Annotated in this window: 19 protein-coding genes; 12 read left to right on the top strand and 7 right to left on the bottom strand. The window is 72.3% G+C overall.

What is annotated here, in order from left to right; all coding sequences use genetic code 11:
• Positions 1-92: 92 nt before the first annotated feature.
• Positions 93-2,303, top strand: a complete 2,211-nt coding sequence (locus ACGF4C_RS25000) for an ATP-dependent RecD-like DNA helicase (protein WP_393569044.1) — start codon at positions 93-95, stop codon at positions 2,301-2,303.
• Positions 2,304-2,480: 177 nt separating this feature from the next.
• Complete coding sequence (locus tag ACGF4C_RS25005; RefSeq protein ID WP_030415386.1) at positions 2,481-3,770, top strand: citrate synthase; 1,290 nt, start codon at positions 2,481-2,483, stop codon at positions 3,768-3,770.
• A gap of 661 nt (positions 3,771-4,431) precedes the next feature.
• Here the strand turns inward: ACGF4C_RS25005 and ACGF4C_RS25010 are convergent.
• Positions 4,432-4,728: a heavy-metal-associated domain-containing protein gene (locus ACGF4C_RS25010; RefSeq protein ID WP_393569045.1), complete on the bottom strand. Its 297-nt coding sequence runs from the start codon at positions 4,726-4,728 to the stop codon at positions 4,432-4,434.
• Between the two features lie 198 nt (positions 4,729-4,926).
• Between ACGF4C_RS25010 and ACGF4C_RS25015 the strand changes: the two genes are divergently transcribed.
• Complete coding sequence (locus tag ACGF4C_RS25015) at positions 4,927-5,550, top strand: DedA family protein (protein WP_393569046.1); 624 nt, start codon at positions 4,927-4,929, stop codon at positions 5,548-5,550.
• Here the strand turns inward: ACGF4C_RS25015 and ACGF4C_RS25020 are convergent.
• On the bottom strand, positions 5,486-6,550 hold the full coding sequence (locus ACGF4C_RS25020) for a Gfo/Idh/MocA family oxidoreductase (protein ID WP_393569047.1): 1,065 nt from the start codon (positions 6,548-6,550) through the stop codon (positions 5,486-5,488). The two genes, ACGF4C_RS25015 and ACGF4C_RS25020, sit on opposite strands and share 65 nt — an antisense overlap.
• Before the next feature lie 223 nt (positions 6,551-6,773).
• On the opposite strand from ACGF4C_RS25020, the gene ACGF4C_RS25025 reads away from it, so the two are divergent.
• A complete protein-coding gene (locus ACGF4C_RS25025) occupies positions 6,774-7,856 on the top strand; it encodes a LacI family DNA-binding transcriptional regulator (RefSeq protein WP_393569048.1) in 1,083 nt (360 codons plus the stop codon).
• 51 nt (positions 7,857-7,907) lie between these two features.
• Here ACGF4C_RS25025 and ACGF4C_RS25030 read toward each other — a convergent pair whose 3' ends face one another.
• The 5 genes from ACGF4C_RS25030 to ACGF4C_RS25050 form a co-directional block, all read right to left on the bottom strand.
• Positions 7,908-8,858 (bottom strand): 2-dehydropantoate 2-reductase, encoded by a 951-nt coding sequence (locus ACGF4C_RS25030; protein WP_393569049.1) that lies wholly within the window; start codon positions 8,856-8,858, stop codon positions 7,908-7,910.
• A gap of 107 nt (positions 8,859-8,965) precedes the next feature.
• Entirely contained in the window at positions 8,966-9,157 is a 192-nt protein-coding gene (locus ACGF4C_RS25035) for an AlpA family transcriptional regulator (protein WP_030415392.1), read from the bottom strand.
• A 285-nt stretch (positions 9,158-9,442) separates the two neighbouring features.
• Complete coding sequence (locus tag ACGF4C_RS25040) at positions 9,443-10,861, bottom strand: sugar porter family MFS transporter (protein ID WP_393569050.1); 1,419 nt, start codon at positions 10,859-10,861, stop codon at positions 9,443-9,445.
• Between the two features lie 263 nt (positions 10,862-11,124).
• Complete coding sequence (locus ACGF4C_RS25045) at positions 11,125-12,162, bottom strand: Gfo/Idh/MocA family protein (protein ID WP_393569051.1); 1,038 nt, start codon at positions 12,160-12,162, stop codon at positions 11,125-11,127.
• Between the two features lie 116 nt (positions 12,163-12,278).
• Positions 12,279-13,199 (bottom strand): sugar phosphate isomerase/epimerase family protein, encoded by a 921-nt coding sequence (locus ACGF4C_RS25050; protein WP_393569052.1) that lies wholly within the window; start codon positions 13,197-13,199, stop codon positions 12,279-12,281.
• 298 nt (positions 13,200-13,497) lie between these two features.
• Between ACGF4C_RS25050 and iolC the strand changes: the two genes are divergently transcribed.
• The 8 genes from iolC (at position 13,498) to ACGF4C_RS25090 (ending at position 25,142) form a co-directional block, all read left to right on the top strand.
• On the top strand, positions 13,498-14,517 hold the full coding sequence (gene iolC, locus ACGF4C_RS25055) for a 5-dehydro-2-deoxygluconokinase (protein WP_393569053.1): 1,020 nt from the start codon (positions 13,498-13,500) through the stop codon (positions 14,515-14,517).
• Positions 14,518-14,635: 118 nt separating this feature from the next.
• Positions 14,636-15,523 carry a deoxyribose-phosphate aldolase gene (locus tag ACGF4C_RS25060; RefSeq protein WP_393569054.1) on the top strand — a complete coding sequence of 296 codons (888 nt, stop codon included), beginning with the start codon at positions 14,636-14,638 and terminating at the stop codon, positions 15,521-15,523.
• A gap of 46 nt (positions 15,524-15,569) precedes the next feature.
• A complete protein-coding gene (gene iolB / locus ACGF4C_RS25065) occupies positions 15,570-16,514 on the top strand; it encodes a 5-deoxy-glucuronate isomerase (RefSeq protein ID WP_393569055.1) in 945 nt (314 codons plus the stop codon).
• Entirely contained in the window at positions 16,514-18,400 is a 1,887-nt protein-coding gene (iolD, locus tag ACGF4C_RS25070; protein WP_393569056.1) for a 3D-(3,5/4)-trihydroxycyclohexane-1,2-dione acylhydrolase (decyclizing), read from the top strand. Before iolB ends, iolD begins: the two co-directional genes overlap by 1 nt.
• A gap of 97 nt (positions 18,401-18,497) precedes the next feature.
• Positions 18,498-19,991, top strand: a complete 1,494-nt coding sequence (locus ACGF4C_RS25075) for a CoA-acylating methylmalonate-semialdehyde dehydrogenase (RefSeq protein ID WP_393569057.1) — start codon at positions 18,498-18,500, stop codon at positions 19,989-19,991.
• A 165-nt stretch (positions 19,992-20,156) separates the two neighbouring features.
• Complete coding sequence (locus ACGF4C_RS25080; protein WP_393569058.1) at positions 20,157-21,311, top strand: hypothetical protein; 1,155 nt, start codon at positions 20,157-20,159, stop codon at positions 21,309-21,311.
• Positions 21,312-21,471: 160 nt separating this feature from the next.
• Entirely contained in the window at positions 21,472-24,207 is a 2,736-nt protein-coding gene (locus ACGF4C_RS25085; RefSeq protein WP_393569059.1) for an alpha/beta fold hydrolase, read from the top strand.
• A gap of 23 nt (positions 24,208-24,230) precedes the next feature.
• Entirely contained in the window at positions 24,231-25,142 is a 912-nt protein-coding gene (locus ACGF4C_RS25090; RefSeq protein ID WP_393569060.1) for an ABC transporter permease, read from the top strand.
• Positions 25,143-25,180 lie beyond the last annotated feature (38 nt).

Consider the following 25,180-nt stretch of genomic DNA (forward strand, 5'->3'; position numbering starts at 1 on the left):
TGCGTACGCCGGTGCGCGCGCCGGTGCGTCCGACGTTCCGGCGGACACTCCCGCCCCGGCGCGCTGTCGGACCCCGGCGGTACCGTCGGGGCATGGTCAACACAGCCGTGGTGGAAGGGGTCCTGGAGCGGATCACGTACGCCAACGAGGAGAACGGCTACACGGTCGCCCGGGTCGACACCGGCCGCGGCTCGGGCGATCTGCTGACCGTCGTCGGGGCGCTGCTCGGTGCCCAGGTGGGGGAGTCCCTCCGGATGGAGGGCCGCTGGGGCTCGCACCCGCAGTACGGCAAGCAGTTCACGTGCGAGAACTACACCACGGTGCTGCCCGCCACCGTCCAGGGCATCCGCCGCTACCTCGGCTCCGGTCTGGTCAAGGGCATCGGCCCGGTCTTCGCCGACCGCATCACCCAGCACTTCGGCGTGGACACCCTCGACATCATCGAGCGCGAGCCGCAGCGCCTCATCGAGGTGCCGGGCCTCGGCCCCAAGCGCACCAAGAAGATCGCCGACGCCTGGGAGGAGCAGAAGGCCATCAAGGAGGTCATGGTCTTCCTCCAGGGCGTCGGGGTCTCCACGTCCATCGCCGTGCGGATCTACAAGAAGTACGGCGACGCCTCGATCTCCGTCGTCCGCAACCAGCCCTACCGGCTCGCCGCCGACGTCTGGGGCATCGGCTTCCTCACCGCCGACCGCATCGCCCGGTCCGTCGGGATCCCGCACGACAGCCCGGACCGGGTCAAGGCCGGCCTGCAGTACGCCCTGTCGCAGTCCACGGACCAGGGCCACTGCTTCCTGCCCGAGGAGCAACTGATCGCCGACGCGGTGAAGTTGCTCCAGGTGGACACCGGCCTGGTGATCGACTGCCTGGGCGAGCTGGCCGCGGAGCCGGAGGGCGTGGTACGCGAGAAGGTGCCCGCCGGGGAGGACGGCGCGGAGGTGACCGCCGTCTATCTGGTGCCGTTCCACCGCGCGGAGATCTCGCTCGCCGGGCGGCTGACCCGGCTGCTGCGCACCGACGAGGACCGGATGCCGGCGTTCCGGGACGTCGCCTGGGACAAGGCACTGGCCTGGCTGGCCCGCCGTACGGGCGCCGAGCTGGCCCCCGAGCAGCAGGAGGCGGTGCGGCTGGCGCTGACCGAGAAGGTCGCGGTGCTCACCGGCGGCCCGGGCTGCGGCAAGTCCTTCACGGTCCGCTCGGTCGTCGAGCTGGCCCGCGCCAAGAAGGCCACGGTCGTGCTGGCCGCGCCCACGGGCCGGGCCGCCAAGCGGCTGTCGGAGCTGACCGGCGCGGAGGCCTCCACGGTCCACCGTCTCCTGGAGCTGAAGCCCGGCGGGGACGCCGCCTACGACGCGGACCGGCCGCTGGACGCCGATCTGGTGGTCGTCGACGAGGCGTCCATGCTGGACCTGCTGCTGGCCAACAAGCTCGTCAAGGCGGTCCCGCCGGGCGCCCACCTGCTCCTGGTGGGCGACGTCGACCAGCTGCCGTCCGTAGGGGCCGGTGAGGTGCTGCGGGACCTGCTGGCCCCCTCCGGCCCGGTGCCGGCCGTGCGGCTGACCCGGATCTTCCGGCAGGCCCAGCAGTCCGGCGTGGTCACCAACGCCCACCGCATCAATTCCGGCGTCCCGCCGCTGACCACCGGGCTGACCGATTTCTTCCTGTTCGCGGAGGAGGACAATGAGGAGGCCGGGCGGCTCGCCGTGGACGTCGCGGCCCGCCGCATCCCGGCGAAGTTCGGTCTCGACCCGCGCCGGGACGTCCAGGTGCTGACCCCGATGCACCGCGGCCCGGCCGGAGCGGGCGCCCTGAACGGCCTGCTCCAGCAGGCCATCACCCCCGCCCGCCCCGACCTGCCCGAGCGGCGCTTCGGCGGCCGGGTCTTCCGGGTGGGCGACAAGGTCACCCAGATCAGGAACAACTACGAAAAGGGCCGCAACGGCGTCTTCAACGGCACGGTGGGCGTGGTCACCGCCCTGGACGAGGTCGAGCAGCGGCTGACGGTCCGCACCGACGAGGACGAGGAGGTTCCGTACGACTTCGACGAACTCGACGAACTCGCCCACGCCTATGCCGTGACGATCCATCGCTCGCAGGGTAGTGAGTATCCAGCGGTGGTGATTCCGGTCACCACCAGCGCCTGGATGATGCTGCAGCGCAATCTGCTGTATACCGCCGTCACCCGGGCAAAGCGCTTGGTGGTGCTGGTCGGCTCCCGCAAGGCCCTGGGGCAGGCCGTCCGCACGGTTTCCGCCGGTCGGCGGGGTACGGCGCTGGCTCACCGGCTCGCCGGGGCGATGTGATGTCACTCCTCTTTCCCAATCGGGGCGAACGGGAGCAGGATGGGACACTGACGCGGCACTGAGTGCCGTAATGAGGCCCTATGGCCGACCCCGAGTGCACAACCAAGGTCCAAATGGGGGAAGGTATAGGCAGTCAGGGCACCTCGAAGAAGAGGCACAACGTCGGTGAGGGATGACGTGAGCGACAACTCTGTAGTACTGCGTTACGGGGACGGCGAATACAGCTACCCGGTCGTCGACAGCACTGTCGGCGACAAGGGCTTCGATATCTCGAAGCTGCGCGCCCAGACCGGTCTGGTGACCCTGGATTCCGGTTACGGCAACACCGCGGCGTACAAATCCGCGATCACCTATCTCGATGGTGAACAGGGAATTCTTCGTTACCGCGGGTATCCGATCGAGCAGCTCGCAGAGCGCAGCACGTTCGTCGAGACCGCGTACCTCCTGATCAACGGTGAGCTGCCCACCGTCGACCAGCTGTCGGCCTTCAAGCAGGACATCACCTACCACACCCTGCTCCACGAGGACGTCAAGCGCTTCTACGACGGCTTCCCCCGGGACGCGCACCCGATGGCGATGCTGTCCTCGGTGGTCAGCGCGCTGTCGACCTTCTACCAGGACAGCCACAACCCGTTCGACGAGCAGCAGCGCCACATCTCCACGATCCGGCTGCTGGCCAAGCTCCCGACGATCGCGGCCTACGCCTACAAGAAGTCGGTCGGCCACCCGGTCGTCTACCCGAGCAACGACCTCGGCTACGTCGAGAACTTCCTGCGGATGACCTTCTCGGTGCCCGCCGCCGACTACGAGCTGGACCCGGTCGTCGTCAGCGCCCTGGACAAGCTGCTGATCCTGCACGCCGACCACGAGCAGAACTGCTCGACCTCCACGGTCCGCCTGGTCGGCTCCTCGCAGGCGAACCTCTTCGCCTCGATCTCCGCCGGCATCAACGCCCTGTGGGGCCCCCTGCACGGCGGCGCCAACCAGTCCGTGCTGGAGATGCTGGAGCGCATCCAGCGCGACGGCGGCGACGTCGACGCCTTCATCCGCAAGGTGAAGAACAAGGAAGACGGCGTGAAGCTCATGGGCTTCGGGCACCGCGTCTACAAGAACTTCGACCCCCGGGCGAAGATCATCAAGGCGGCGGCGCACGACGTCCTCTCCGCGCTCGGCAAGTCCGACGAGCTGCTGGACATCGCCCTGAAGCTGGAGGAGCACGCGCTCTCCGACGACTACTTCGTCTCGCGCAAGCTCTACCCCAACGTCGACTTCTACACCGGTCTGATCTACCGGGCCATGGGCTTCCCGACCGAGATGTTCACGGTGCTCTTCGCGCTCGGCCGGCTCCCCGGCTGGATCGCCCAGTGGCACGAGATGATCAAGGAGCCGGGCTCCCGCATCGGCCGCCCGCGCCAGATCTACACCGGCGTCATCGAGCGCGACTTCGTCCCGGTCGAGCAGCGCTGACACCTGGGACCGCCCTCGGGCGGCCGCCGGCGAGTGAGCCGAAGGGGCGCGCCTGTGTCGAGCGGTTGAGCACGGTCGACCGCTCGACACAGGCTTCTGCGCCCCGGAGGCGAACCGAGCCCCAAAAGTGCAGAACCGAGCCCCCAACAAGCAGGAAGCGCCCCGCCTCCGGATCCCCCCACGGGTCCAGAGTGCGGGGCGCCTCCCTTGTCCCGGTTGGATTCCCCCCACGGGATCCGTCCGGGCGTTCCGGGTTGCACCGCGCTCCGCCGGGACGCGCACATCGGGAGGGCCGCTCAAAGCTCCCCGGGCACGTCGCCCCGGCCACGCGTAGCCGTGGCACGGTCCCCCAAGACCGACACGGCTGGTGCAGTGCAAGCCCCGCCGGGGTGCTTGCACTGCCCGGTTAGACTCGCGACCCCCCTCAATGGTTACGTTCCGATGAGTGTGATCTGGGTCTCTTGCCATATGGGGGCGAATGCGGTCAAGGCCCTCGATCTGGAGATCGGGGCCCTGGGGTATGGGTGGTGTGTCCCGGAGTGTGGACGTTGTGTCAACTGTAGGGATTATGTGAAGGTTTGAATGGTTACGCGCGACGGCGCGGGCCGCCCCCCCGAAGGGCGGCGACCCGCACCCGTACGCACGGACCGGCGAACCGGAATCAGGCCGCCCGGCCCACCAGCTCGTAACCCGCCTCGTCGACGGCCGCCCGCACCGCCTCCTCGTCCAGCGGCGCCTTCGAGGTGACCGTTACCAGCCCGGTCGCCGCGACCGCCTGCACCGCGCTCACGCCCGGGATCTCCGAGATCTCCGACGACACCGCGCCCTCGCAGTGCCCACAGGTCATGCCGGTGACCTGGTACGTCGTGGTCACCGTGACGCCCTCGACCTCGGCGGTGCCGGCGGTGCCGGAGTGGCAGGAGCCTTCCGGGGTGCAGCAGGAGCTGTTCTCAGTCATGGGTTCTCCTCGTGGGGCAGATGATCCGAGCTTCTGTCCGAGCTTCGACCGACCTCGGTCACCCTATACCCCTAGGGGGTATGGATCCAAGCGGGGGCACGCCGATCCCCGGCGGCCGCACCCCCGTCACGTTGCCGTGCACCCCGCCACGCGTCAGCCTTGGGATACGGACGCGGAGTCGATCCGAGGAGGCGGCACATGGCCGTACTCGCCTTCTACGCCCTGCTGGCGCTCACCACCCTGCCGCCCCTCGTCCCCAACTCCGCCCTGCTCGTCTCCGCCGGTGTCCTCGCCTCCCGGGGCGCGCTCTTCCTGCCCCTCGTCCTCCTCACCGTGGCGGGCAGCGCCCTGGCCGGGGATGTGCTGATGTTCCTCGCCGCCCGCCGCTTCGGCGGCCCCGTACGGGACTGGATGCGCCGCAACCCCCGCCGCAGCGCACTCCTGGACCGCACCTCCCGGCGCATCGAGCGCCACGGCGTCCCGTTCGTGATCGCCGTACGGTTCCTCCCCAGCGGCCGGATCGCCGGCGCACTGGCCTCCGGCATCCTGCGCTATCCGCTGCCCAAGTACCTCCTCGGCGCCGGCATCGCCGAGGCCACCTGGGCGGCGTACTCGGTCGGCCTCGGCTACCTCGGCGCCGCCACCGCCGGCCGCCCCCTGTACGCCGCCGCCATCGGCCTGGGCGTCTCCTGCGCGGTCGCCGCCACCGCCACCGCCCTCCAGTGGGCCGGCCACCGCCGGGCGGCCCGCCGCGCGGCTACCGCGCCCCGCCCGCCGTGCCCGCGTCCGCCCGACCGCTCGGGCCTGCCGGACCGCCCGTAGCGCGGACCTCGGCGAGCGCCACCGGCGCACCGGACCGTCGGGACCGCTCACACGCCTCGGCCACGTACAGCGCCTCCAGCGCCTCCGCGGGCGGACACGGGTTCGCCGCCCGCCCCGCGGCCACCTCGGTGAAGACCCCCAGCTCGGTGACGTACGCCTCCTGGAAGCGCTCCATGAACGTCGCGTACGGGGCGGCCGCCCGACGCCAGGACAGCTTCGGCTCCGCGGACGGCAGCGGCGCCCGGTCGTCGAGCCCCACGATCCGGGCACCCCGCGACCCGCACACCTCCAGGCGGACGTCGTGCCCCGCGCCGTTGTAGCGGGTCGCGGTGACCGTCGCCAGGGTGTCGTCGTCGAACCGCAGCAGCGCCGCACAGGTGTCGACGTCGTCGCCGTCGGCGAAGAAGGACGCCCCGCGGTTGGACCCTTGCGCATAGACCGAGACCACCTCGCGGCCGGTGAGCCAGCGCAGCACGTCGAAGTCATGGATGGAGCAGTCCCGGAACAGCCCGCCCGACGTGGGGATGTACCCGGCCGGCGGCGGGCTCTGGTCGCTGGTGCAGGCGCGCAGCGTGTGCAGCCAGCCCAGCTCGCCCGAGCGCAGCGCCGCACGGGCGGCCCGGTAGCCCGCGTCGAAGCGCCGCTGGAAGCCGATCTGGACCGGCACCGAGCCCGCCTGCGCCCGCTCCACGACGCCGATCGTGCCCGCCACGTCCAGGGCCACCGGCTTCTCGCAGAAGACCGGCACACCGGCGTCCAGCGCCTGATGGATCAGGGCCGCGTGCGCACTGGTCGCGGCGGTGATCACCACCCCGTCCAGGCCGTCCGCGTACAGCTCGCCGATGCCCGCGGCCGCGCGCACGCCCAGCGTCCTCGCCAGCGACGCGGCCCGCGCCGGGTCGGCATCCGCGACCACCAGGTCGGTGACGCCGGGAACCTGCTGAAGGGTCTTGGCGTGGAACGCGCCGATGCGCCCCGTGCCGATGAGGCCGATCTTCACTTCTCGGTCCTTCCAGGAGGTGGCGGTGACGGCCGTCGCCGGAGCGTCCGGGCGAAGCACCCGTTGGAACGGTCCAACGGCGGCCGTTCCGCGCACCCTGCATGTCCGGATGTCCGCATGTCAACCCTTTCCGCAGGCCGAATGGCGGCCCGCAGGGAGGCCGAAGGCCGGCCCGCCGTCCGGGCGTTGACGGCCACCTGCGGCGATGACAGGATCCCGGTCCATGGAACGTTCCAACGAGCGCGACGACGGCCCTCGGACAGCCGCCGGCCGGCCCCGGCCCCCGACGATCCGCAGCGTCGCCGAACGCGCCGGCGTTTCCAAATCCCTGGTCTCGCTCGTTCTCCAGGACTCACCGCGGGTCAGCGACACCAAGCGGCGGGCCGTCCTGGACGCCATCGACGAGCTCGGCTACCGGCCCAACGCCGCCGCCCGCAGCCTCGTCGCACGCCGCACCCACACCGTCGGCGTCCTGCTGAACGACCTGCGCAACCCCTGGTTCGTCGACCTCCTCGACGGCCTGAACTCCGTCCTCCACGCCCACGGCCTGCGCATGCTGATGGCCGACGGCCGGCTCGACCGGCGCACCGGCCAGGATGTCGCCCGCACCTTCCAGGAACTCCGGGTCGACGGCCTCGTCGTCGTCGGCACCCTCCCCGACACCGACGGCCTCGCCGAGATCGCCGAACGGCTGCCCACCGTCATCGCGGGCAACCACGAACCCCGGCTCCCGCACGTCGACATCGTCGCCAACGACGACGAACGCGGCGCCCGGCTCGCCACCGAGCACCTGATCTCCCTCGGCCACCGGCGGATCGCCCACATCGCCGGCCGCGGCCTGGTCGGCGCACTGCGCCGCCGCGGATTCGAGGCCGCCGTCCGCGCCCACGGCCTCCACACCACCGCCGCGGTGGAGCACGCCGACGGCACGGAGGAGGGCGGCTACCGCGCCGCCGTACGCCTCCTCAACCCCGCCCGCCGCACCGAACGCCCCACCGCCGTCTTCGCGTTCAACGACATCTCCGGCGTCGGCGCCCTCTCCGCGGCCCAGGAACTCGGGCTGACCGTTCCCGTCGACCTCTCCCTCGTCGGCTACGACAACACCTACCTCGCCCGCATCCGCCACCTCTGGCTGACCTCCGTCAACAACGCCAGCCACGACGTCGGCCGGCGGGCCGCCCGCTGCCTCCTGGACCGCATGGCGAACAAGGACGCAACCACCGGCACGAACCCGCCGGCGGACCACCAACTCGTCGCCCCGGAACTGGAGATCAGAGGATCCACGGCGCCGCCCGGAGCCACCTGACGCCCACCGGAGCCGTATGACACCCGGCTGACCACGGCACGCCGGCGTCCCCTACGCCTGCCGCCCGGCCCGCAGCTCGCGGTCCACCGCCCGCAACAGCACCAGCAGCATCCGGTTCAACGGCGTCGCGATGCCGTGCCGTCCGGCCGCCCGCACCACCGCGCCGGTGAGGTACTCGTGCTCCAGCGGACGACCCGCGAGCCGGTCGTACAGCATCGACGAACCACCGTCCGGAGGCGCGTGCGCGTACAGCTCCAGCGTCCGCGCGATGTCCGCCTCACCGATGTCCGCCCCCTCCGCGCGGGCCACCGCCGCCGCCTCCCGCAGCAGATCGCGGCTGAGCGCCGCCATCTCCGGATCCGCGAAGACACCGATCCGCTGCTGGAGCAGCGCCGTGAGGGGGTTCGCCGCGAGGTTCGTGAACAGCTTGCGCCACACGGCCGTGGTGAAGTCCGGCACCGGATGCACCCGCAGCCCCGAACCGGCCAGCAGCGCGGCGAACCGGTCCGCCAACGGGCCCTCGGGAACATGCAGTTCACTGGCGACATGGTGCCGGACCCGCCCGGGCGCGATGCGCTCCGCGGAGATGTAGACCACGGTCGGCAGGATCGCGGTCCCCGGAGGAACCAGCGGCACCACCCGCGCCTCCTGGTCGAGGCCGTTCTGCAGCACCGCGACGGCGGTGTCCGGGCCGCACAGCCGCCGCAGCCAGCCCTCGGCGCTCGCGGTGTCCTGCGCCTTGGTGGTCAGCAGCACCCAGTCGACCGGCGCCACCCGCGCCGGATCGGTGACGATCCGCACCGGCGCGGCCCGGACCTCGCCGCCGCTCTCGACGGCGAGGTCACGCAACGGACTGCGGACGCACAGCGTGACGTCCAGACCCGCCCACCGGGCGAGGGCGGCGACATACCCGCCGATCGCACCGGCCCCGATCACCGCGACCCGCGCGGGCGCGGCGGCGGCCCGGTCCGGCGCGGCGGCGGCCTGGGGAGTGAGGGCCATACCTCGATCGTAGCCACGCGGCCGGGTGTCGCGGGGGACCTCCGGGTCTCACGGGGGACCTCTGCCGGCAGCCGGCCGACCCGCCCGTACCGCTTCAGGTGGCTTCACTACCGGCCGCCCCGGCCCGGCCGCTGCGCCACCCACGTTCTGACCGTGTCCGCGAACCAGTACGGTTTCCCGCCCTCCACCAGATCCGGTTCGGGCAGCAGCCCGTGCTTGCGGTACGAGCGCACGGTGTCCGGCTGCACCTGGATGTGTGCCGCGATCTCCTTGTACGACCAGAGCCTGCGGTCGGTCATCTCTGCCACCTCCTGAGCGCCGCACGCAGGGCCGGCCCGGGGTGAGCCGGCCGGGGCCGCGCACGGCCTGGTGATCACTGAGCCTGTGCCCGGACAACGACTCTCGGTGACCACCGGCGAGGGGCTGTCGAACGGTTGTGACCGAAGGCCCGGAGAACTGTGACAGCCGTGACGCACGCCGTACTTCTGTGTGCGTATGTGACGGGAGGGAGGAACGCCGTACTCCGTGTACGTCCCGTGGGCCCCGTCGGCCCCGTGGGCCGCGACTCGCCCCCGACCATCCCCCTACTCGCCCGCCGCCCTCCGCAGCTCGTGCTCAAGATCCTCCAGGGCCAGCCCCTTCGTCTCCGGGGCGTAACGCCGGCAGAAGACCCACGACAGCACACACATCGCCCCGAAGAACCAGAACGTGCTGCTCGCGCCGGCCGCGTCCAGCAGCACCGGGAAGACCAGCGCCACCGCGAAGTTGACCATCCACATCACGAACACCGCGGCACCCATGGCCAGTCCGCGCACCCTCAGCGGGAACATCTCGGCGAGCAGCAACCACACGCCGGTGTTCAGGGTGGCCTGCATGAACGCCATGTACAGCACCATCAGCCCCAGCACCAGCACGCTCACGGCCGGCGAGTGCGGGAGGTGGAAGGACGCCCCCAGCAGCGCGAGCGCCACCGTCATCCCCACCAGCCCGCACAGCAGCAGGGGCCGCCGGCCGACCCGGTCGATCAGGGACATCCCGATCGCCGTGGCCACTACGGAGACGGCCCCGACGGCGATCGTGGCCGTAATGGCGGCACCGGTGCCCAGACCGGTCGAGGCCAGGATCTTCGGCGCGAAGTACACCACCGCGTTGACACCGGTGATCTGCTGCACCGCCGCCAGCCCGATGCCGACCAGCAGCAGCCGCCGCACCCACGGCGTACGCAGCTCCCGCCAGGCGCCACGCCGGGCGTCCGCCTCCAGGCAGCGGGCGTGGTCGATCCGGGCCAGCTCGGCGGCCACGTCCTCGGCCGGCAGCGTACGGCCGAGCACCCGCGCCGCGTCCTCCTGCCGCCCCTTGCTGATGTACCAGCGCGGCGTGTCGGGCAGGAAGAACAGCCCGGCGAACAGCGCCACCGCGGGCAGCGCGGCCAGCCCCAGCATCCAGCGCCAGGCCGCCCACTGCGCCAGCACCGCGTTCAGGAGGTACGCCAGCAACTGCCCGCTGACGATCATGAGGGAGTTGAACGAGACCAGACGGCCCCGGATGTGCACAGGCGCGACCTCGGACAGATACAGCGGGGTGATCACGGAGGCACTGCCGACGGCCAGCCCCAGCACGAACCGCGCCACCGTCATGAACGGCACCGTGGGGGAGAGCGCGACGGCCACCGCACCCCCGATGAACACCGCACCGGCCCACAGCAGCGCATTGCGCCGGCCCAGCGCATCGGACATCCGCCCGCCGATCAGCGAACCGAACGCCGCGCCGATCAACAGGGCACTGGTGATGACCCCCTCACCCAGCGACGTCAGACCGAAATGCGCCTCCATGAAGGGCAGCGCGCCGGAGATCACCCCGGTGTCGTAGCCGAACAGGGCGCCCCCGAGGGCGGCGATGGCAGCAATGCCGACGATGAAGCGCCGGGCTTTCCGGGCGTTCTGGTCCCGCACGGCAGGACGCTGACCGGCGGACGCCACCTGGCTGGTCGGAACGCTCCTCATCATCCCCGCCGCACCACGCAGGCCACCCGCGCGGGGACCCCGGCGACAGGGACCGCATCCGCATCCCCCTGAACCGCCCCCCGTATGAGCCGAAACGGAACGGGCACGACACGCGCTACGGACAGGGGTGCGACATACATGAAAAGTGGGGCCTTTCGGTACGGCTCCGGGTGGGGGTACGAGTACGCGGGGCGGGGCGAGGCGGGGGCGGGTGGTGCGCGGAGACGGGCACGACGGGCCCATGTACGCCTGCGGCCGACGGCTCAGCGATACATCGCCGGCCGCTCGACCAGCTCCACCGCGACGCGCTCACCGGTGACCTGGGCCCGTACCCCGGCCTCGCAGACCGCCGCCGCGGCATAGCCGTCCCAGCAACTGGGGCCCTCGACCTCGCCGCGCCGGGTCGCGTTCACCCAGAGCTGCACCTGCCGGTCGTACGCGTCCTCGAAGCGCTCCACGAAACCGGGCGGAATGGCGCCGCCCCAGCGGCCGGCGGTGTTGCTGAAGACGCCGCGGTCGTCACCGATCCGGGCGGTGCCGCCCTCGCAGACCGCCTCGCAGCTGACCTGGTAGCCGAAACCGCAGTTGACGAAGATCTCGGTGTCCACGACCTGGCCGCCCGCGGTCTCGAAGAGCACCAGCTGCGGGTCGCTGAGCCCCTCGGGCGCGTTTCCGGTGGGGCCGGGACGCAGCACGCGTACCGCGGTGATCTCGTCGTCCAGCAGCCAGCGCGTCACATCGATCTCGTGCACCACCGAGTCGTTGATCATCATCGCGTTGGTGAAGCCGGGCGGCGTGTCCGCATTCCGGTGCCGGTTGTGCAACATCAACGGACGCCCGTAAGTCCCTTGCGCGAGAAGCGACTTGAGGCTCCGATAGTCCGCATCGTAACGACGCATGAAGCCCACCTGTACGCGGCGGTGCCCCAGCGCCTGCTCGGCCTCCAGCACACGCAGCGCGGACGCGGCGTCCGGCGTCAGCGGCTTCTCGCAGAGCACGGGCAGATCGCGCGCGAACGTCTCCAGCAGCGCCGCCTCGTGCGCGGGACCGGGCGAGGCGATCAGCACCGCATCGACGGCCGGGTCGTCCATGGCGGCGGCGGGATCGGTGTACGGGGTGCAGCCCTCGATGCCGTCCGCCAGATGCTTCACCCGCGCCGCGTCGATGTCCGCCACCGCCGCCACCCGGGCCCCACTGATCACCTCATTGATCCGCCGCACATGGTCCGCCCCCATCCGCCCGGTACCGACAACCGCCACCCCGAGCGTCCCCCGGGAACCCACGTCACTCAGCTCACTCATCCTGTCCTCCATGCCACCCTCCATGTCGTCGTCCATGCCGTCCTCAGGATTTCTGTCACTGCCTGCCCGAGGCGCCCTGGCGCGCCAGAGCCCCTCGGCACCCGTGGTTCGCGCCGTCAGGCGCCGCAGGAGCGCAGGAAGCGGCGGGTGCGTTCGGCGATGGGGAACGGGCGGTCGGGCGGGCAGGGGTACATGTCCTGCTCGACGATGGCGAAGAGATCGACGTTCAGCGCCTGCGCGGCTTCCAGGACGGGCGGCAGCGCGGGCACACCGAGCGGTGGTTCGCACATCACGCCCTGCTGGACGGCCGGGCCGAAGGGTGTGCCCGTGGCGACGACGTCGCTGAGGATGTCCGGGTCGACCTGCTTGAGGTGCAGGTAGCCGATCCGTTCGCCGTAGGTGCGGATCAGCTTGACGCTGTCGCCGCCGCAGTAGGCGTAGTGGCCGGTGTCCAGGCACAGGTTGACCAGGTCGGAGTCGGTGACGTGGAGGAAGCGCTCGACGTGCTCCTCGGTGTCGATGTGGGTGTCGGCGTGCGGGTGGACGACGATGTCGAGCCCGAACTCGTCGCGCACCCGCTTGCCCAGGCGCTCCATGCCCGTCGTCAGGTGCTTCCACTGCTCGACGGTGAGCTCGCGCGGTTCGAGTTCCTCGGCGGTCTTGTCGTCCCGCCAGAACGACGGGATGACGACGAGGTGCCCGGCGCCCATGGCCTGGGTGAGGGTGGCGACCTCGGAGACGTGGGCCCAGGTCTTGTCCCATACGGACGGGCCGTGGTGCAGGGAAGTGAAGATCGTGCCGGCCGAGACCTTGAGGTTGCGGCGGGCGACCTCGTCGCGGAGGACGGCGGGGTCGGTGGGCAGGTAGCCGTACGGGCCGAGTTCGATCCACTCGTAGCCGGCCTCGGCGACCTCGTCGAGGAAGCGTTGCCAGGGCACTTGTTGGTCGTCGTCGGGGAACCAGACTCCCCACGAGTCGGGGGCCGAACCGATGCGGAGGCGGTCCAGGACGGGCGGGGCGGCATGGCGTGCGGGCATGCTGCGGCTCTCCTCTCGCCGGTCGGCGGTGACCGGGAAGGCGCGGGGTGGGGTTGTGGGGCACAGCCTCTCTGTCGCCCCGGGGAGTGTCAAGACTTCGTCCTGACATAAGGACGTAAGGACTTGTGGGGTGAGTGGGGGCTTGGTCGGGGGTTGAGGGGTTCGCTTTGACGTCAGTATGTAAGGACAAACTGTTGACAGGGTCTGAGGGTCACCGTTAGACCTTTCCTCGGACGGGAGGGCAGAACCCGGTCCTGCTGAGGTGTCGGATGTGGCGCGCTGATCTGGAGGGGCGTGTATGACCGAGTCGTACGACCTGATCACGATGGGCCGGATCGGGGTGGACATTTATCCGCTGCAGACCGGGGTGTCGTTGGCGCAGGTGGAGACCTTCGGGAAGTTCCTGGGGGGCTCGGCCGCGAACGTCGCGGTGGCGGCTGCCCGGCTCGGGCGGCGCAGCGCGGTCATCAGCCGGACCGGCAAGGACCCGTTCGGGGAGTTCCTGCACCAGGCGCTGCGGGAGTTCGGGGTGGACGACCGGTGGGTGACGCCGGTCGCGGCCTGTCCCACCCCGGTGACCTTCTGCGAGATCTTCCCGCCGGACGACTTCCCCCTGTACTTCTACCGGCGCCCCAAGGCCCCTGACCTCGTCATCCACCCGGAGGAGCTGGACCGGGAGGCGATCGCCGCCGCGCGGATCTTCTGGGTCACCGGTACGGGGCTGTGTGAGGAGCCGAGCCGTTGCGCCACCCTCGCCGCGCTGGAGGCCCGCGCCGAGGCAGGCGCCGGGGCCGGTGCGGGCGCCCCCGGACCGACCGTCTTCGACCTCGACTGGCGGCCGATGTTCTGGGGCGGTGAGGGGGGCGCCTCCGGGGACGGCGGGGCGACCGGCGCCGCGGCGAGGGCCGCCGCCCGGCCGTATTACGAGGCCGCGCTGCGGCACGCCACCGTGGCGGTCGGGAATGTGGACGAGGCCGAGGTCGCCACCGGGCTGCGCGATCCCAAGGCGTGTGCGCAGGCGCTGCTGGACATGGGCGTCGAGCTGGCCGTGGTCAAACAGGGACCCAAGGGGGTGCTGGCCGTGCACCGGGACGGCCGGGTCGCCGAGGTGCCGCCGACCCCGGTCGAGGTCGTCAACGGGCTCGGTGCCGGGGACGCGTTCGGCGGGGCGCTGTGCCACGGCCTGCTCTCCGGCTGGGAGCTGGAGCCGATGATGCGGTACGCGAACGCGGCCGGGGCGATCGTTGCCTCCCGGCTCGCCTGTTCCTCCGCGATGCCTACGCGGGAGGAGGTCGAGGAGTTCCTCGCCGGCCGGTGAGGTGTTTGCCCACCGGTGAGCTGCTCATCCCCTTTCCTGCTCCTCGCCCCGCCGCCCCCGCTGTCCCTCCCATCCGCTCCTCCCCACCCCGCCCCGCCCCCAGAAGGTGAGTTGACCCTTGTCCACTCGGATCAGTGATCTCGCGACGTTGCGGGCGCGGCAGCCCGGAGCGGTGGCGGAGGCCGCCGCCCGCCGTACCCGTCGGCCGCTCATCGGTGACAGCGGGCGGCTGATGATCGTGGCCGCGGATCACCCGGCCCGCGGCGCGCTCGCCGTGGGTGACCGGCGGCTGGCCATGGCCAACCGCCTGGACCTGCTCGAACGTCTGGTGCTGGCGCTGTCGCGGCCGGGGGTGGACGGGGTGCTGGCCACCGCGGACATCCTGGAGGACCTGCTGCTGCTCGGTGCCCTGGAGGGCAAGGTGGTGATGGGCTCGATGAACCGCGGCGGGATCGCCGGCGCGTCGTTCGAGATGGACGACCGGTTCACCGGGCACCGGCCGCAGGATCTGGCCCGGCTCCGGTTCGACGCGGGGAAGCTGCTGCTCCGCATCGACTACGACGATCCCGGGTCGCTGACCACGATGGAGGCCACTGCCCGCGCCATCGACGCGATGGCCGAGCGGCAACTGCCCGTATTCGTCGAGCCGTTCCTGTCGTCCCGAATAGACGGCAGGGTCCGCAACGACCTCAGCCCGGAGGCGGTCATCCGCTCCGTCGCCATCGCCTCCGGCCTCGGCGGCACCTCCGCGTACACCTGGCTGAAGCTGCCGGTCACCGACGACCCGGAGGAGATGGCGCGGGTCTGTGGGGCCACCACGCTGCCGACCGTGCTGCTCGGCGGTGACATCGGCTCGACCGTCCGGGAGCAGGAGGCCGCGTACGAGAAGTGGGCCAAGGCGCTGCGGCTGCCGACGGTGCAGGGCCTGGTCGTCGGGCGGTCGCTGCTCTATCCGGCCGACGGTGATGTCGCGGCCGCCGTGGACACCGCCGTCGGCCTGCTGTAAACGCCGCCTGCTGTAAACGCCGCGATATCCGCAGGAGACTTGAGACATGAGTGCTGAAATTCCCTCGAAGGCCGGGTCCCGCCCCCAGGCCGCGCCCGGTACCGGCGCCGGCTTCCACCTCAAAGCCGGTGAAGCCGCGCGCGGGCCCTATGCCGTGGACATCGACCCGGAGCGGGCCGGCTGGGGGTATTCCTCGTTGCGGGTCCTGGAGCTGGCTGCCGGGGGGCACCACGCGTTCGACACCGGGGACAGCGAGTGGATCGTGCTGCCGTTGTCCGGTGGGTGCACGGTCGTGGTGGACAACGGGGAGGAGTTCGAACTGCTCGGCCGGGACAGCGTGTTCAGTGGGGTCACGGACTTCGCGTATGTGCCGCGGGACGCGCAGGTGGGGATCGCGAGCGACGGCGGTGGGCGGTTCGCGCTGACCGGGGCCCGGTGCGAGCTGACGCTGCCGGCCCGTTACGGTGCCGCCTCCGAGGTGCCGGTGGAGCTGCGCGGCCGCGGGAACTGCTCGCGGCAGGTGAACAACTTCGCCGCGGCCGGCACGTTCGAGTGCGACCGGCTGATCGCGGTGGAGGTGCTCACCCCGGGCGGCAACTGGTCGTCGTACCCGCCGCACAAGCACGACGAGTGCCGCCCGGGCGTGGAGTCCGAGCTGGAGGAGATCTACTACTTCGAGATCGCGTCCGCGCGCGGCACGGAGGGCGTCGGCTACCAGCGCGTCAGCCCGTCCGGGCAGGGCCGCGGTACGGACGTGCTCGCCGAGGTGCGGGGCGGCGACGCGGTGCTGATCCCGGACGGCTGGCACGGGCCGTCGATCGCGACGCCCGGCCACGCCATGTACTACCTCAATGTGATGGCCGGCCCGGGGGAGGAGCGGGAGTGGCTGATCTGTGACCACCCCGAGCACGGCTGGATCCGTGACACCTGGCCCGACCAGCCCGTCGACCCCCGCCTTCCGCTCTACGACGCGCCCGTAGGAGACGTCTGATGAACGCCGCCCCGACGACCCGCCGCCTGACCGTCGCGCAGGCCCTGGTCGAGTTCCTCGCCCACCAGTACACCGAGCGGGACGGCCGGCGGCAGCGGCTGATCGGTGCCTGCTGGGGCATCTTCGGCCACGGCAATGTCGCCGGTGTCGGCCAGGCGCTGCTGGAGTCCGGTACGGCGCTGCCGTATCTGCAGGGCCGTAACGAGCAGGCGATGGTGCATGCCGCGGTCGGTTACGCCCGGCAGTGCGACCGGCTGTCCGCGCACGCGGTGACCACGTCCATCGGGCCGGGCGCGACGAACCTGGTCACGGGCGCGGCGCTGGCCACCGTGAACCGGCTGCCGGTGCTGCTGCTGCCGGGTGACACCTTCGCCACCCGGCCCGCGGAGCCGGTGCTGCAGCAGTTGGAGGTGCCGTACGCCGGTGATGTGTCGGTCAATGACGTGCTGCGTCCGGTGTCGCGGTATTTCGACCGGGTGACCCGGCCGGAGGCGCTGATTCCGGCGGCGATGCAGGCGATGCGGGTGCTGGCCGATCCGGTGGACACCGGGGCGGTCACGCTGGCGCTGCCGCAGGACGTGCAGGCGGAGGCGTACGACTGGCCGGAGGAGTTCTTCGCCGACCGGGTGTGGCGGGTGCCGCGGCCGGCGCCGGACGCCGCGGCGCTGGCGGAGGCGGTGCGGGCGGTCCGCGGTGCCCGCCGGCCGTTGCTGATCGCCGGTGGCGGGGTGCACCACTCGGAGGCGGAGGAGGCGCTGCGGGCGTTCGCCGACGCGACCGGGATCCCGGTGGCGTCGACCCAGGCCGGGAAGGGGTCGCTGCGCCATGACCACCCGTGTGACGTGGGCGGGATCGGGCACACCGGTACGGCGACGGCGGATGCGCTGGCCCGTGAGGCGGATCTGGTGATCGGCGTGGGCACCCGCTACACGGACTTCACGACCGCGTCGGCGACGCTGTTCGCGGAGCCGGGCGTGCGGTTCGTCAACCTCAACATCGCCGCGTTCGACTCCCACAAGCTGGGTGCGCTGTCGCTGGTCGCCGATGCCCGGGCGGGTCTTGCGGCGCTGACGGACGCGCTGGCCGGGCACCGGGTGGAGAAGGAGTACGAGGCGGCGTACGGGGCGGCGAAGGAGGAGTGGGAGCGGCGGGTGGACGCGGCGTACGGTGCCGCGGACGCGTCGGCGCGGCCGTCCCAGACGCAGGTGCTGGGGGCGCTGGACGCGCTGGTGGACGAGTCCGACATCGTGATCAACGCGGCCGGGTCGCTGCCGGGTGATCTGCACAAGCTGTGGCGGGCCCGGTCCCGGCGGCAGTACCACCTGGAGTACGGGTACTCCTGCATGGGCTACGAGATCCCGGCGGCGATCGGGGTGCGGCTGGCCGCGCCGGACCGGCCGGTGTGGGCGCTGGTCGGCGACGGTACGTATCTGATGAATCCGACGGAGATCGTCACCGCGGTGCAGGAGGGCATCAACATCACGATCGTGCTGGTGCAGAACCACGGTTATGCGTCGATCGGCGGGTTGTCCGAGGCGACCGGCGGGGAGCGGTTCGGGACGGCGTACCGCTTCCGGGCCGGGGACGGTACGTACACGGGGGCGCCGCTGCCGGTGGATCTGGCCGCGAACGCCGCCTCGCTCGGGATGCGGGTGATCCGCGCCGCGACGGTCGGTGAGCTGCGGGCGGCGCTGGCCGAGGCGCGTGGCGCGAACCGGCCCACATGTGTCTATGTCGAGACCGAAACGGCTGACACTGTGCCGGGCGCGCCGGAGGCGCAGGCCTGGTGGGATGTTCCTGTTGCCGAGACCGCGACGCGTCCGGCGGCGGTCGCCGCGCGTGCGGCGTACGACCGGCAGGCCGCCGGGCGCCGCCGCCACCTGTGACCCGCGTTTGTCCTCGTCACAGCCCGCATCGTCCACAGCCCGCATCGTCACAGCGAAGTCGTCACAGCGAAGTCGTCACCCCAGAAAGGCCCCTCGCATGAAGACCATCAGCCACTGGATCGGCGGTAAGCCCGTCGAGGGCGTCTCCGGCAACTTCGGTCCGGTCTACAACCCGGCCACCGGCGCCCAGGAGAAGCAGGTCGCCTTCGCCTCGGCCGGTGAGGTGGACGCGGCGGTGCGTGCCGCGAAGGAGGCGTTCGCGACGTGGGGCACCAGTTCCCTGGCGAAGCGCACGTCGGTGCTGTTCAAGTACCGCGAGCTGGTCGACGCGCACCGGGAGGAGCTGGCCCGGCTGATCACGGCCGAGCACGGCAAGGTGCATTCGGACGCGCTCGGTGAGGTCGCCCGCGGTCTGGAGATCATCGAGCTGGCCTGCGGCATTCCGGAGAAGCTGAAGGGCGAGCTGTCCACGCAGGTGTCCACGCGGGTGGACGTGGCGTCGATCCGCCAGTCGCTGGGTGTGGTGGCGGGCATCACGCCGTTCAACTTCCCGGCGATGGTGCCGATGTGGATGTTCCCGGTCGCGATCGCCTGCGGGAACACCTTCGTGCTGAAGCCGAGCGAGAAGGTGCCGAGCGCGGCGTTCAAGCTGGCGGAGCTGGCGGCCGAGGCGGGTCTGCCGGACGGTGTGCTGAACGTCGTCAACGGCGACAAGGTGGCCGTGGACGCGATCCTGGAGCACCCGGACGTCGCGGCGGTCTCGTTCGTCGGTTCCACGCCGATCGCCCGGTACATCCACACCACCGGTACGGCGAACGGCAAGCGGGTCCAGGCGCTGGGCGGCGCGAAGAACCACATGCTGGTGCTGCCGGACGCCGATCTGGACCTGGCCGCGGACTCGGCGATCAACGCCGCGTACGGTTCGGCCGGTGAGCGCTGCATGGCGATCTCCGTGGTCGTCGCGGTGGGGGACACCGCGGACCCGCTGATCGGCAAGATCAAGGAGCGCGCCGACAAGCTGCGCATCGGCCCGGGCGACGACCCGGCGTCCGAGATGGGCCCGCTGATCACGAAGGCGCACCGCGACAAGGTCGCCTCCTACGTCTCGGGTGCCGCGGCGCAGGGCGCGGACGTGGTCATCGACGGCACGGGCTACACCGTCGAGGGCCATGAGGACGGCCACTGGATCGGCGTCTCGCTGCTGGACAACGTCACGCCGGAGATGGACGCCTACCGTGACGAGATCTTCGGCCCGGTGCTGTCGGTCGTGCGGGTGGAGACGTACGACGAGGCGATCGCGCTGATGAACAACTCGCCGTGGGGCAACGGCACCGCGATCTTCACGCGGGACGGTGGCGCGGCCCGCCGCTTCCAGCTGGAGGTGGAGGCCGGCATGGTCGGCGTGAACGTGCCGATCCCGGTGCCGGTGGGCTACCACTCGTTCGGTGGCTGGAAGGACTCGCTCTTCGGCGACCACCACATCTACGGCAACGACGGGGTGCACTTCTACACCCGCGGCAAGGTCGTCACGACCCGCTGGCCGGACCCGTCGGACGGTGGGATCAACCTGGGCTTCCCCAGCAACCACTGACAAATCCGCATGACCCGACCCCCTGCCGGCCCGTTCCCGGCGGGGGGTCCGGTTGTGTCCGGGCCGGGGCGGACCGCGGCGCGGCGCATTGCTACGGTGCTCCCTCGCAGTGATGGGACGAGCGGCGCGCCGGGTTGGCGGGGCACCGGGGACAACGGGGGACGAATGCAGTCATCCATGGCGCTCGCCAAGGGCGCCCGCATCACGGGCGGGGCGTTCTGCCTGCTCTTCTTCCTGTTCACGGCGTACTGGCTGGCCGTCGATCTGGGCGAGTTCGGTATCGACGGGATGTGGGGGTTCTGGACCTTCCAGCGTCCCGCCGGCCTGAACCAGGTCACCGCGCCGTTCCATCTGGGGCTGGCGCTGCTGCAGTTGGCGGCGGCGATCACGGCGTTCGCCGGGCAGCGGGTGGCCGGCGGGCTGCTCGCGGTGGCGACGACGCTGACCTTCGCGACGACGCTGCAGGCGATCGTCAGCGTCGGCAACCACACCAGTGACGACAAGTGGTTCCAGCACGCGGAGACCAGCACCTCGACCTTCGACGGGGTGTTCATCAGCAGCGGTCTGCTGTTCCTGCTGACCCTCGTCGCCGGTGTGGTGCTGCTCGCCGGGATGCGGGCGTGGCCCCGCCCGAAGCCCAGTGAGCCGCCGCTGCGGCCCGCCGGGCAGGCCGGTGTGGTGGCCGGGCTGCTGCTCGGCGCGATGGCGCTGTGCCTGGTCGTCTGGCACCTCTACATGCTGGTGCAGAACGGCACCGGGTCCTTCGAGATGCTCTACCTCGGCCGGGGCGCGCTGCCGTCGCTGCTGAGTCTGGCGCCGGGCTGGTCGGGGCTGGTGTTCCTGGTCCTGACCGCGCTGGCCGCGCTCAACAGCCTGATGCGGGGCGGTGCGGCGCGCGGCCTGGCGATCGGGTTGTCGGTGGTGTCGCTGCCGGGCGCCGTGCTGACGCTGATCGGGCTGGCCGGCAACGGCGCGCTGTTCACCCTGAACGAGTCGATGCCGGGCCTGAGCGTCCTGGGCGATGTGCAGCTGCTGCTGGACCTGTTGGGTTCGGCGGCGCTGCTGGCGCTGATGGCGCGCGGTGAGCCGGTGGCCCCCGCCTGGTATCCGCCGGTTCCGGGGCCGCAGTTCGGGGTGCCCGGCCCCGTCCCGCCGGCCGGCCCGCCGCAGCCGCCGGCGCCGGGCTGGCAGCCGTCGGCGCCCGGCTGGCAGCCGCCGGTGCCGCCGGTGCCGCCCGGTCCTCCGGCCGGCGGCCCGCAGCTGCCGCCGCCGGGCAACCCGCCGCAGCCGCCGGGCGGTTTCGGCCCCGCCCCGTACTGAGGCCCGGCACCGGCCGGCGGCCCGCAGCGGCGAGCGTCCCGGTCCGTGTCCGCATACCGCATCCGTGGTAGACGGGGCCGGGATCGTACTCCCCCTGGAGGCCCCGGGGTTCGCCCCGGGGTACCGGCCGCCCGCACCCTCCCGTACCTAGGATCGCGGTATGGATCTGCGAGGTTTCGGGCGGCGGGCACGGTCGCGTGCGGCGCTGCGCGGGCGGCGGCTGTACGCGGCCGTCGGCGCGCTGGCCGTGCTGGCGGGGGGCGGCACCTGGGCGGCGGCGGCCTCCTCGGACGCGGCGCCCGCGGTGCACCGCGAGGACCGGACGCTGTCCCTGCCGGAACGTCCCGGCGGCACGAAGAAGGTGCGGATCGACACCTCCTTCTTCACGTCCGGCCCGGCGTCCGGCCGGCGGCCCGCGGTGCTGCTCGGCCACGGCTTCGGCGGCAGCAAGGCCGACGTCCGCCCCGAGGCCGAGCGGCTGGCCAGGGACGGCTATGCCGTACTGACCTGGTCGGCGCGCGGATTCGGGAGGTCCACCGGGAAGATCGGGCTGAACGACCCGGACGGCGAGGTCGCCGACGCCCGCCGGCTGATCGACTGGCTGGCCCGCCGGCCCGAGGTGCGCCTGGACCGGCCCGGCGACCCCCGGGTGGGCGTGGCCGGCGCCTCGTACGGCGGGGCGGTGTCGCTGCTGGCCGCCGGGTACGACCGGCGGGTGGACGCGATCGCCCCGCAGATCACGTACTGGAACCTCGCCGATGCGCTCTTCCCGCACGGGGTGTTCAAGAAGCTGTGGGCCGGGATCTTCTTCACCACCGGCCAGTCCGGCGCCCCCACCGGCGCGCCGCGCACCCCGCCCGCCTCCTCCGGCGGCTGCGGCCGGTTCGAGCCGGCGCTGTGCCGGATGTACGAGCGGACCGCGGTCTCCGGCCGGCCCGATGCGGAGGCGCGCAGGCTGCTGGCCGCCCGCAGTCCGTCCGCCGTCGGGGACCGCATCAAGGTCCCCACCCTGATCATGCAGGGCCAGACCGATTCGCTGTTCACCCTGGACCAGGCCGATGCCGTGCAGCGGGCGGTCCGCCGCAACGGTGCGCCGGTCGCGGTCGACTGGATCGCCGGCGGCCACGACGGCGGCGACCGGGAGACCGCCCGCCTGACGGGCCGTACGGCGGCGTGGTTCGACCGCTACCTGAAGGGCGACAAGGGCGCCGACACCGGCCCCGGGTTCCGGATCAGCCGTACCGGGGGCGTGGACTCCACCGACGGCGCGGTGCGGCTGCGCGGGGCGAGCGCGGACCGGTACGCCGGGCTGGCGCACGACCCGCGGCGGATCCGGCTCACCGGCCGCACCCAGACCTTCCGCAATCCGGCCGGCGCCGGGCCGCCGGCGATCTCCGCGGTGCCCGGGGTGGGGGCGCTCGGTGATCTCTCCTCGCTCGGTTCCGGCGGGCTGTCGCTGGACTTCCCCGGCCAGTACGCCCGGTTCGAGTCGGCGCCGCTGTCCTCGTCGGTCCGGCTGACCGGCCGCCCCGAGGTGACCGTGCGGGTACGGTCCGGCTCCCGGGACGCGGTGCTCTTCGCCAAGCTCTACGACGTCGCACCGGACGGCCGCCGCCAGGTGCTGCCCGCGCAGCTCGTCGCCCCGTACCGCATCGCGGACGCCCGCGCGGGCCGGACGGTGCGGCTGCGACTGCCCGCCGCGGACCACGAGTTCGCGGCCGGGCACCGGATGCGGCTGGTCCTGGCGGCCACCGACCTCGGCTACGCCTCACCGGCCGAACCCACCGCGTACACCGTGTCGTTGCAGGGCGGCGGGGTGCTGGACGTGCCGACCGTGCCGCAGGTGCGCAGCGCGGCCGCGCCGCTGCCGGCGTGGACCTGGGCGCTGCCCGCCGCGGCCGCCGTGCTGGCCGGGCTGCTGCTGCTCACCGCGCGCCGCCGGACCGCGGCGCCCCCGCCCGATCCGGCGCTCACCGGGGTGCCGCTGGAGATCCGCGGCCTGAGCAAGCGGTACGCGGGGTCCGAGGACCGGTACGCCGTGCGGGAGTTGTCGTTCCGGGTGGAGCGGGGGCAGGTGCTGGGGCTGCTGGGGCCCAACGGTGCCGGGAAGACGACGACGCTGCGGATGCTGATGGGCCTGATCGCGCCGGACGAGGGCGAGGTCAGGATCTTCGGGCAGGCGGTGCGGCCGGGTGCGCCGGTGCTGTCGCGGGTCGGCGCGTTCGTCGAGGGCGCCGGGTTCCTGCCGCATCTGTCCGGCCGGGCCAATCTGGAGCTGTACTGGCAGGCGACCGGCCGGCCCGCCGAGGACGCGCACCTGGACGAGGCGCTGGCGATCGCCGGCCTGGGGGAGGCGCTGCAGCGCGCGGTCCGCACCTACTCGCAGGGCATGCGGCAGCGGCTGGCGATTGCCCAGGCCATGCTCGGCCTGCCCGACCTGCTGATCCTCGACGAGCCGACCAACGGGCTGGACCCGCCGCAGATCCGCGAGATGCGCGAGGTGATGGTCCGTTACGCCGCGGCCGGCCGGACCGTCATCGTCTCCAGCCATCTGCTGTCCGAGGTCGAGCAGAGCTGTACGCATCTGGTCGTCATGGACCGCGGGCGGCTGGTGCAGGCCGGTCCGGTCGCCGAGATCACCGGCTCCGGCGACACCCTGCTGGTCGGGGTCGCCGGGGAGGTCACCGACGCCGTGGTGGAGAAGGTGGCCGCGCTGCCGGGTGTCGCCTCGGCGGTCCGCGCCGACGGCGGGCTGCTGGTGCGGCTGGCGGACGCCGCCGGTACGCCGCGGCTGGTGGCCGAACTCGTCCGGCTGGACGTCCCGGTGGACCGGGTGGGCCCGTACCACCGCCTGGAGGACGCCTTCCTCACCCTGATCGGAGGCGACGCCCGATGACCGCCGACCGGAGGGGACGCACGATGGCCGCTGATGCCGGGGGAGACGCCACGACTGCGACCGAGACGGGGCCGGGGCCGGTGCCCGGGGACGGGCGGGCGGCGGGCTACCGGCCGCGCCGCACCCTGCCGTTGCGCGTGGAGGCCCGCCGGCAGCTGCTGCGCCGCCGCACCCTGGTCGTCGCCGCGGTGCTGGTGCTGCTGCCGTTCGTGCTGGTGGCGGCGTTCGCGATCGGCGGCGACCCGGCCACCCGCGGCGGCGGCCGGGTCTCGCTGATGGCTGCCGCCACCGCCTCCGGCGGGAATTTCGCCGCGACCGTGCTGTTCGTGTCCGCGGGCTTCCTGCTGGTGGTGCCGGTGGCGCTGTTCTGCGGTGACACGATCGCGTCGGAGGCGAGCTGGTCGTCGCTGCGGTATCTGCTCGCCGCGCCGGTGCCGCGGGCCCGGCTGCTGCTGGCCAAGCTGTCCGTGGCGCTGCTGTTCAGCGCCGCCGCGATGGTGCTGCTGCCGCTGGTCGCGCTGGTCGTGGGCACCGCCGCGTACGGCTGGGGGCCGCTGCAACTGCCCACCGGCGGGGCGCTGTCCGCGGGGGACGCGGTGGGGCGGCTGGCGGTCGTGGTCGGCTATGTCTTCGTCGGCCAGCTGGTCACCGCGGCGCTGGCGTTCTGGCTGTCGACGGTCACCGACGCGCCGCTGGGCGCGGTCGGCGGCGCCGTCGGACTGACCATCGTCGGCAACGTCCTCGACCAGGTCACCGCCCTCGGTGGCTGGCGGGACGTGCTGCCCGCCCACTGGCAGTACGCCTGGGCGGACGCCCTGCAGCCGACGGTGGAGTGGTCCGGGATGCTCCAGGGCGCTTCGGTGTCGGTGGCGTACGCGCTGGTGCTGGTCGCGCTGGCGTTCCGGGGGTTCGCGCGCAAGGACGTGGTGTCGTGACGGTCCGACGCTGATGGGTCCGGGGGCCGGCCCGGCCC

This window comes from Streptomyces sp. NPDC048197, assembly GCF_043202395.1.
GTDB lineage: Bacteria > Actinomycetota > Actinomycetes > Streptomycetales > Streptomycetaceae > Streptomyces > Streptomyces siderophoricus.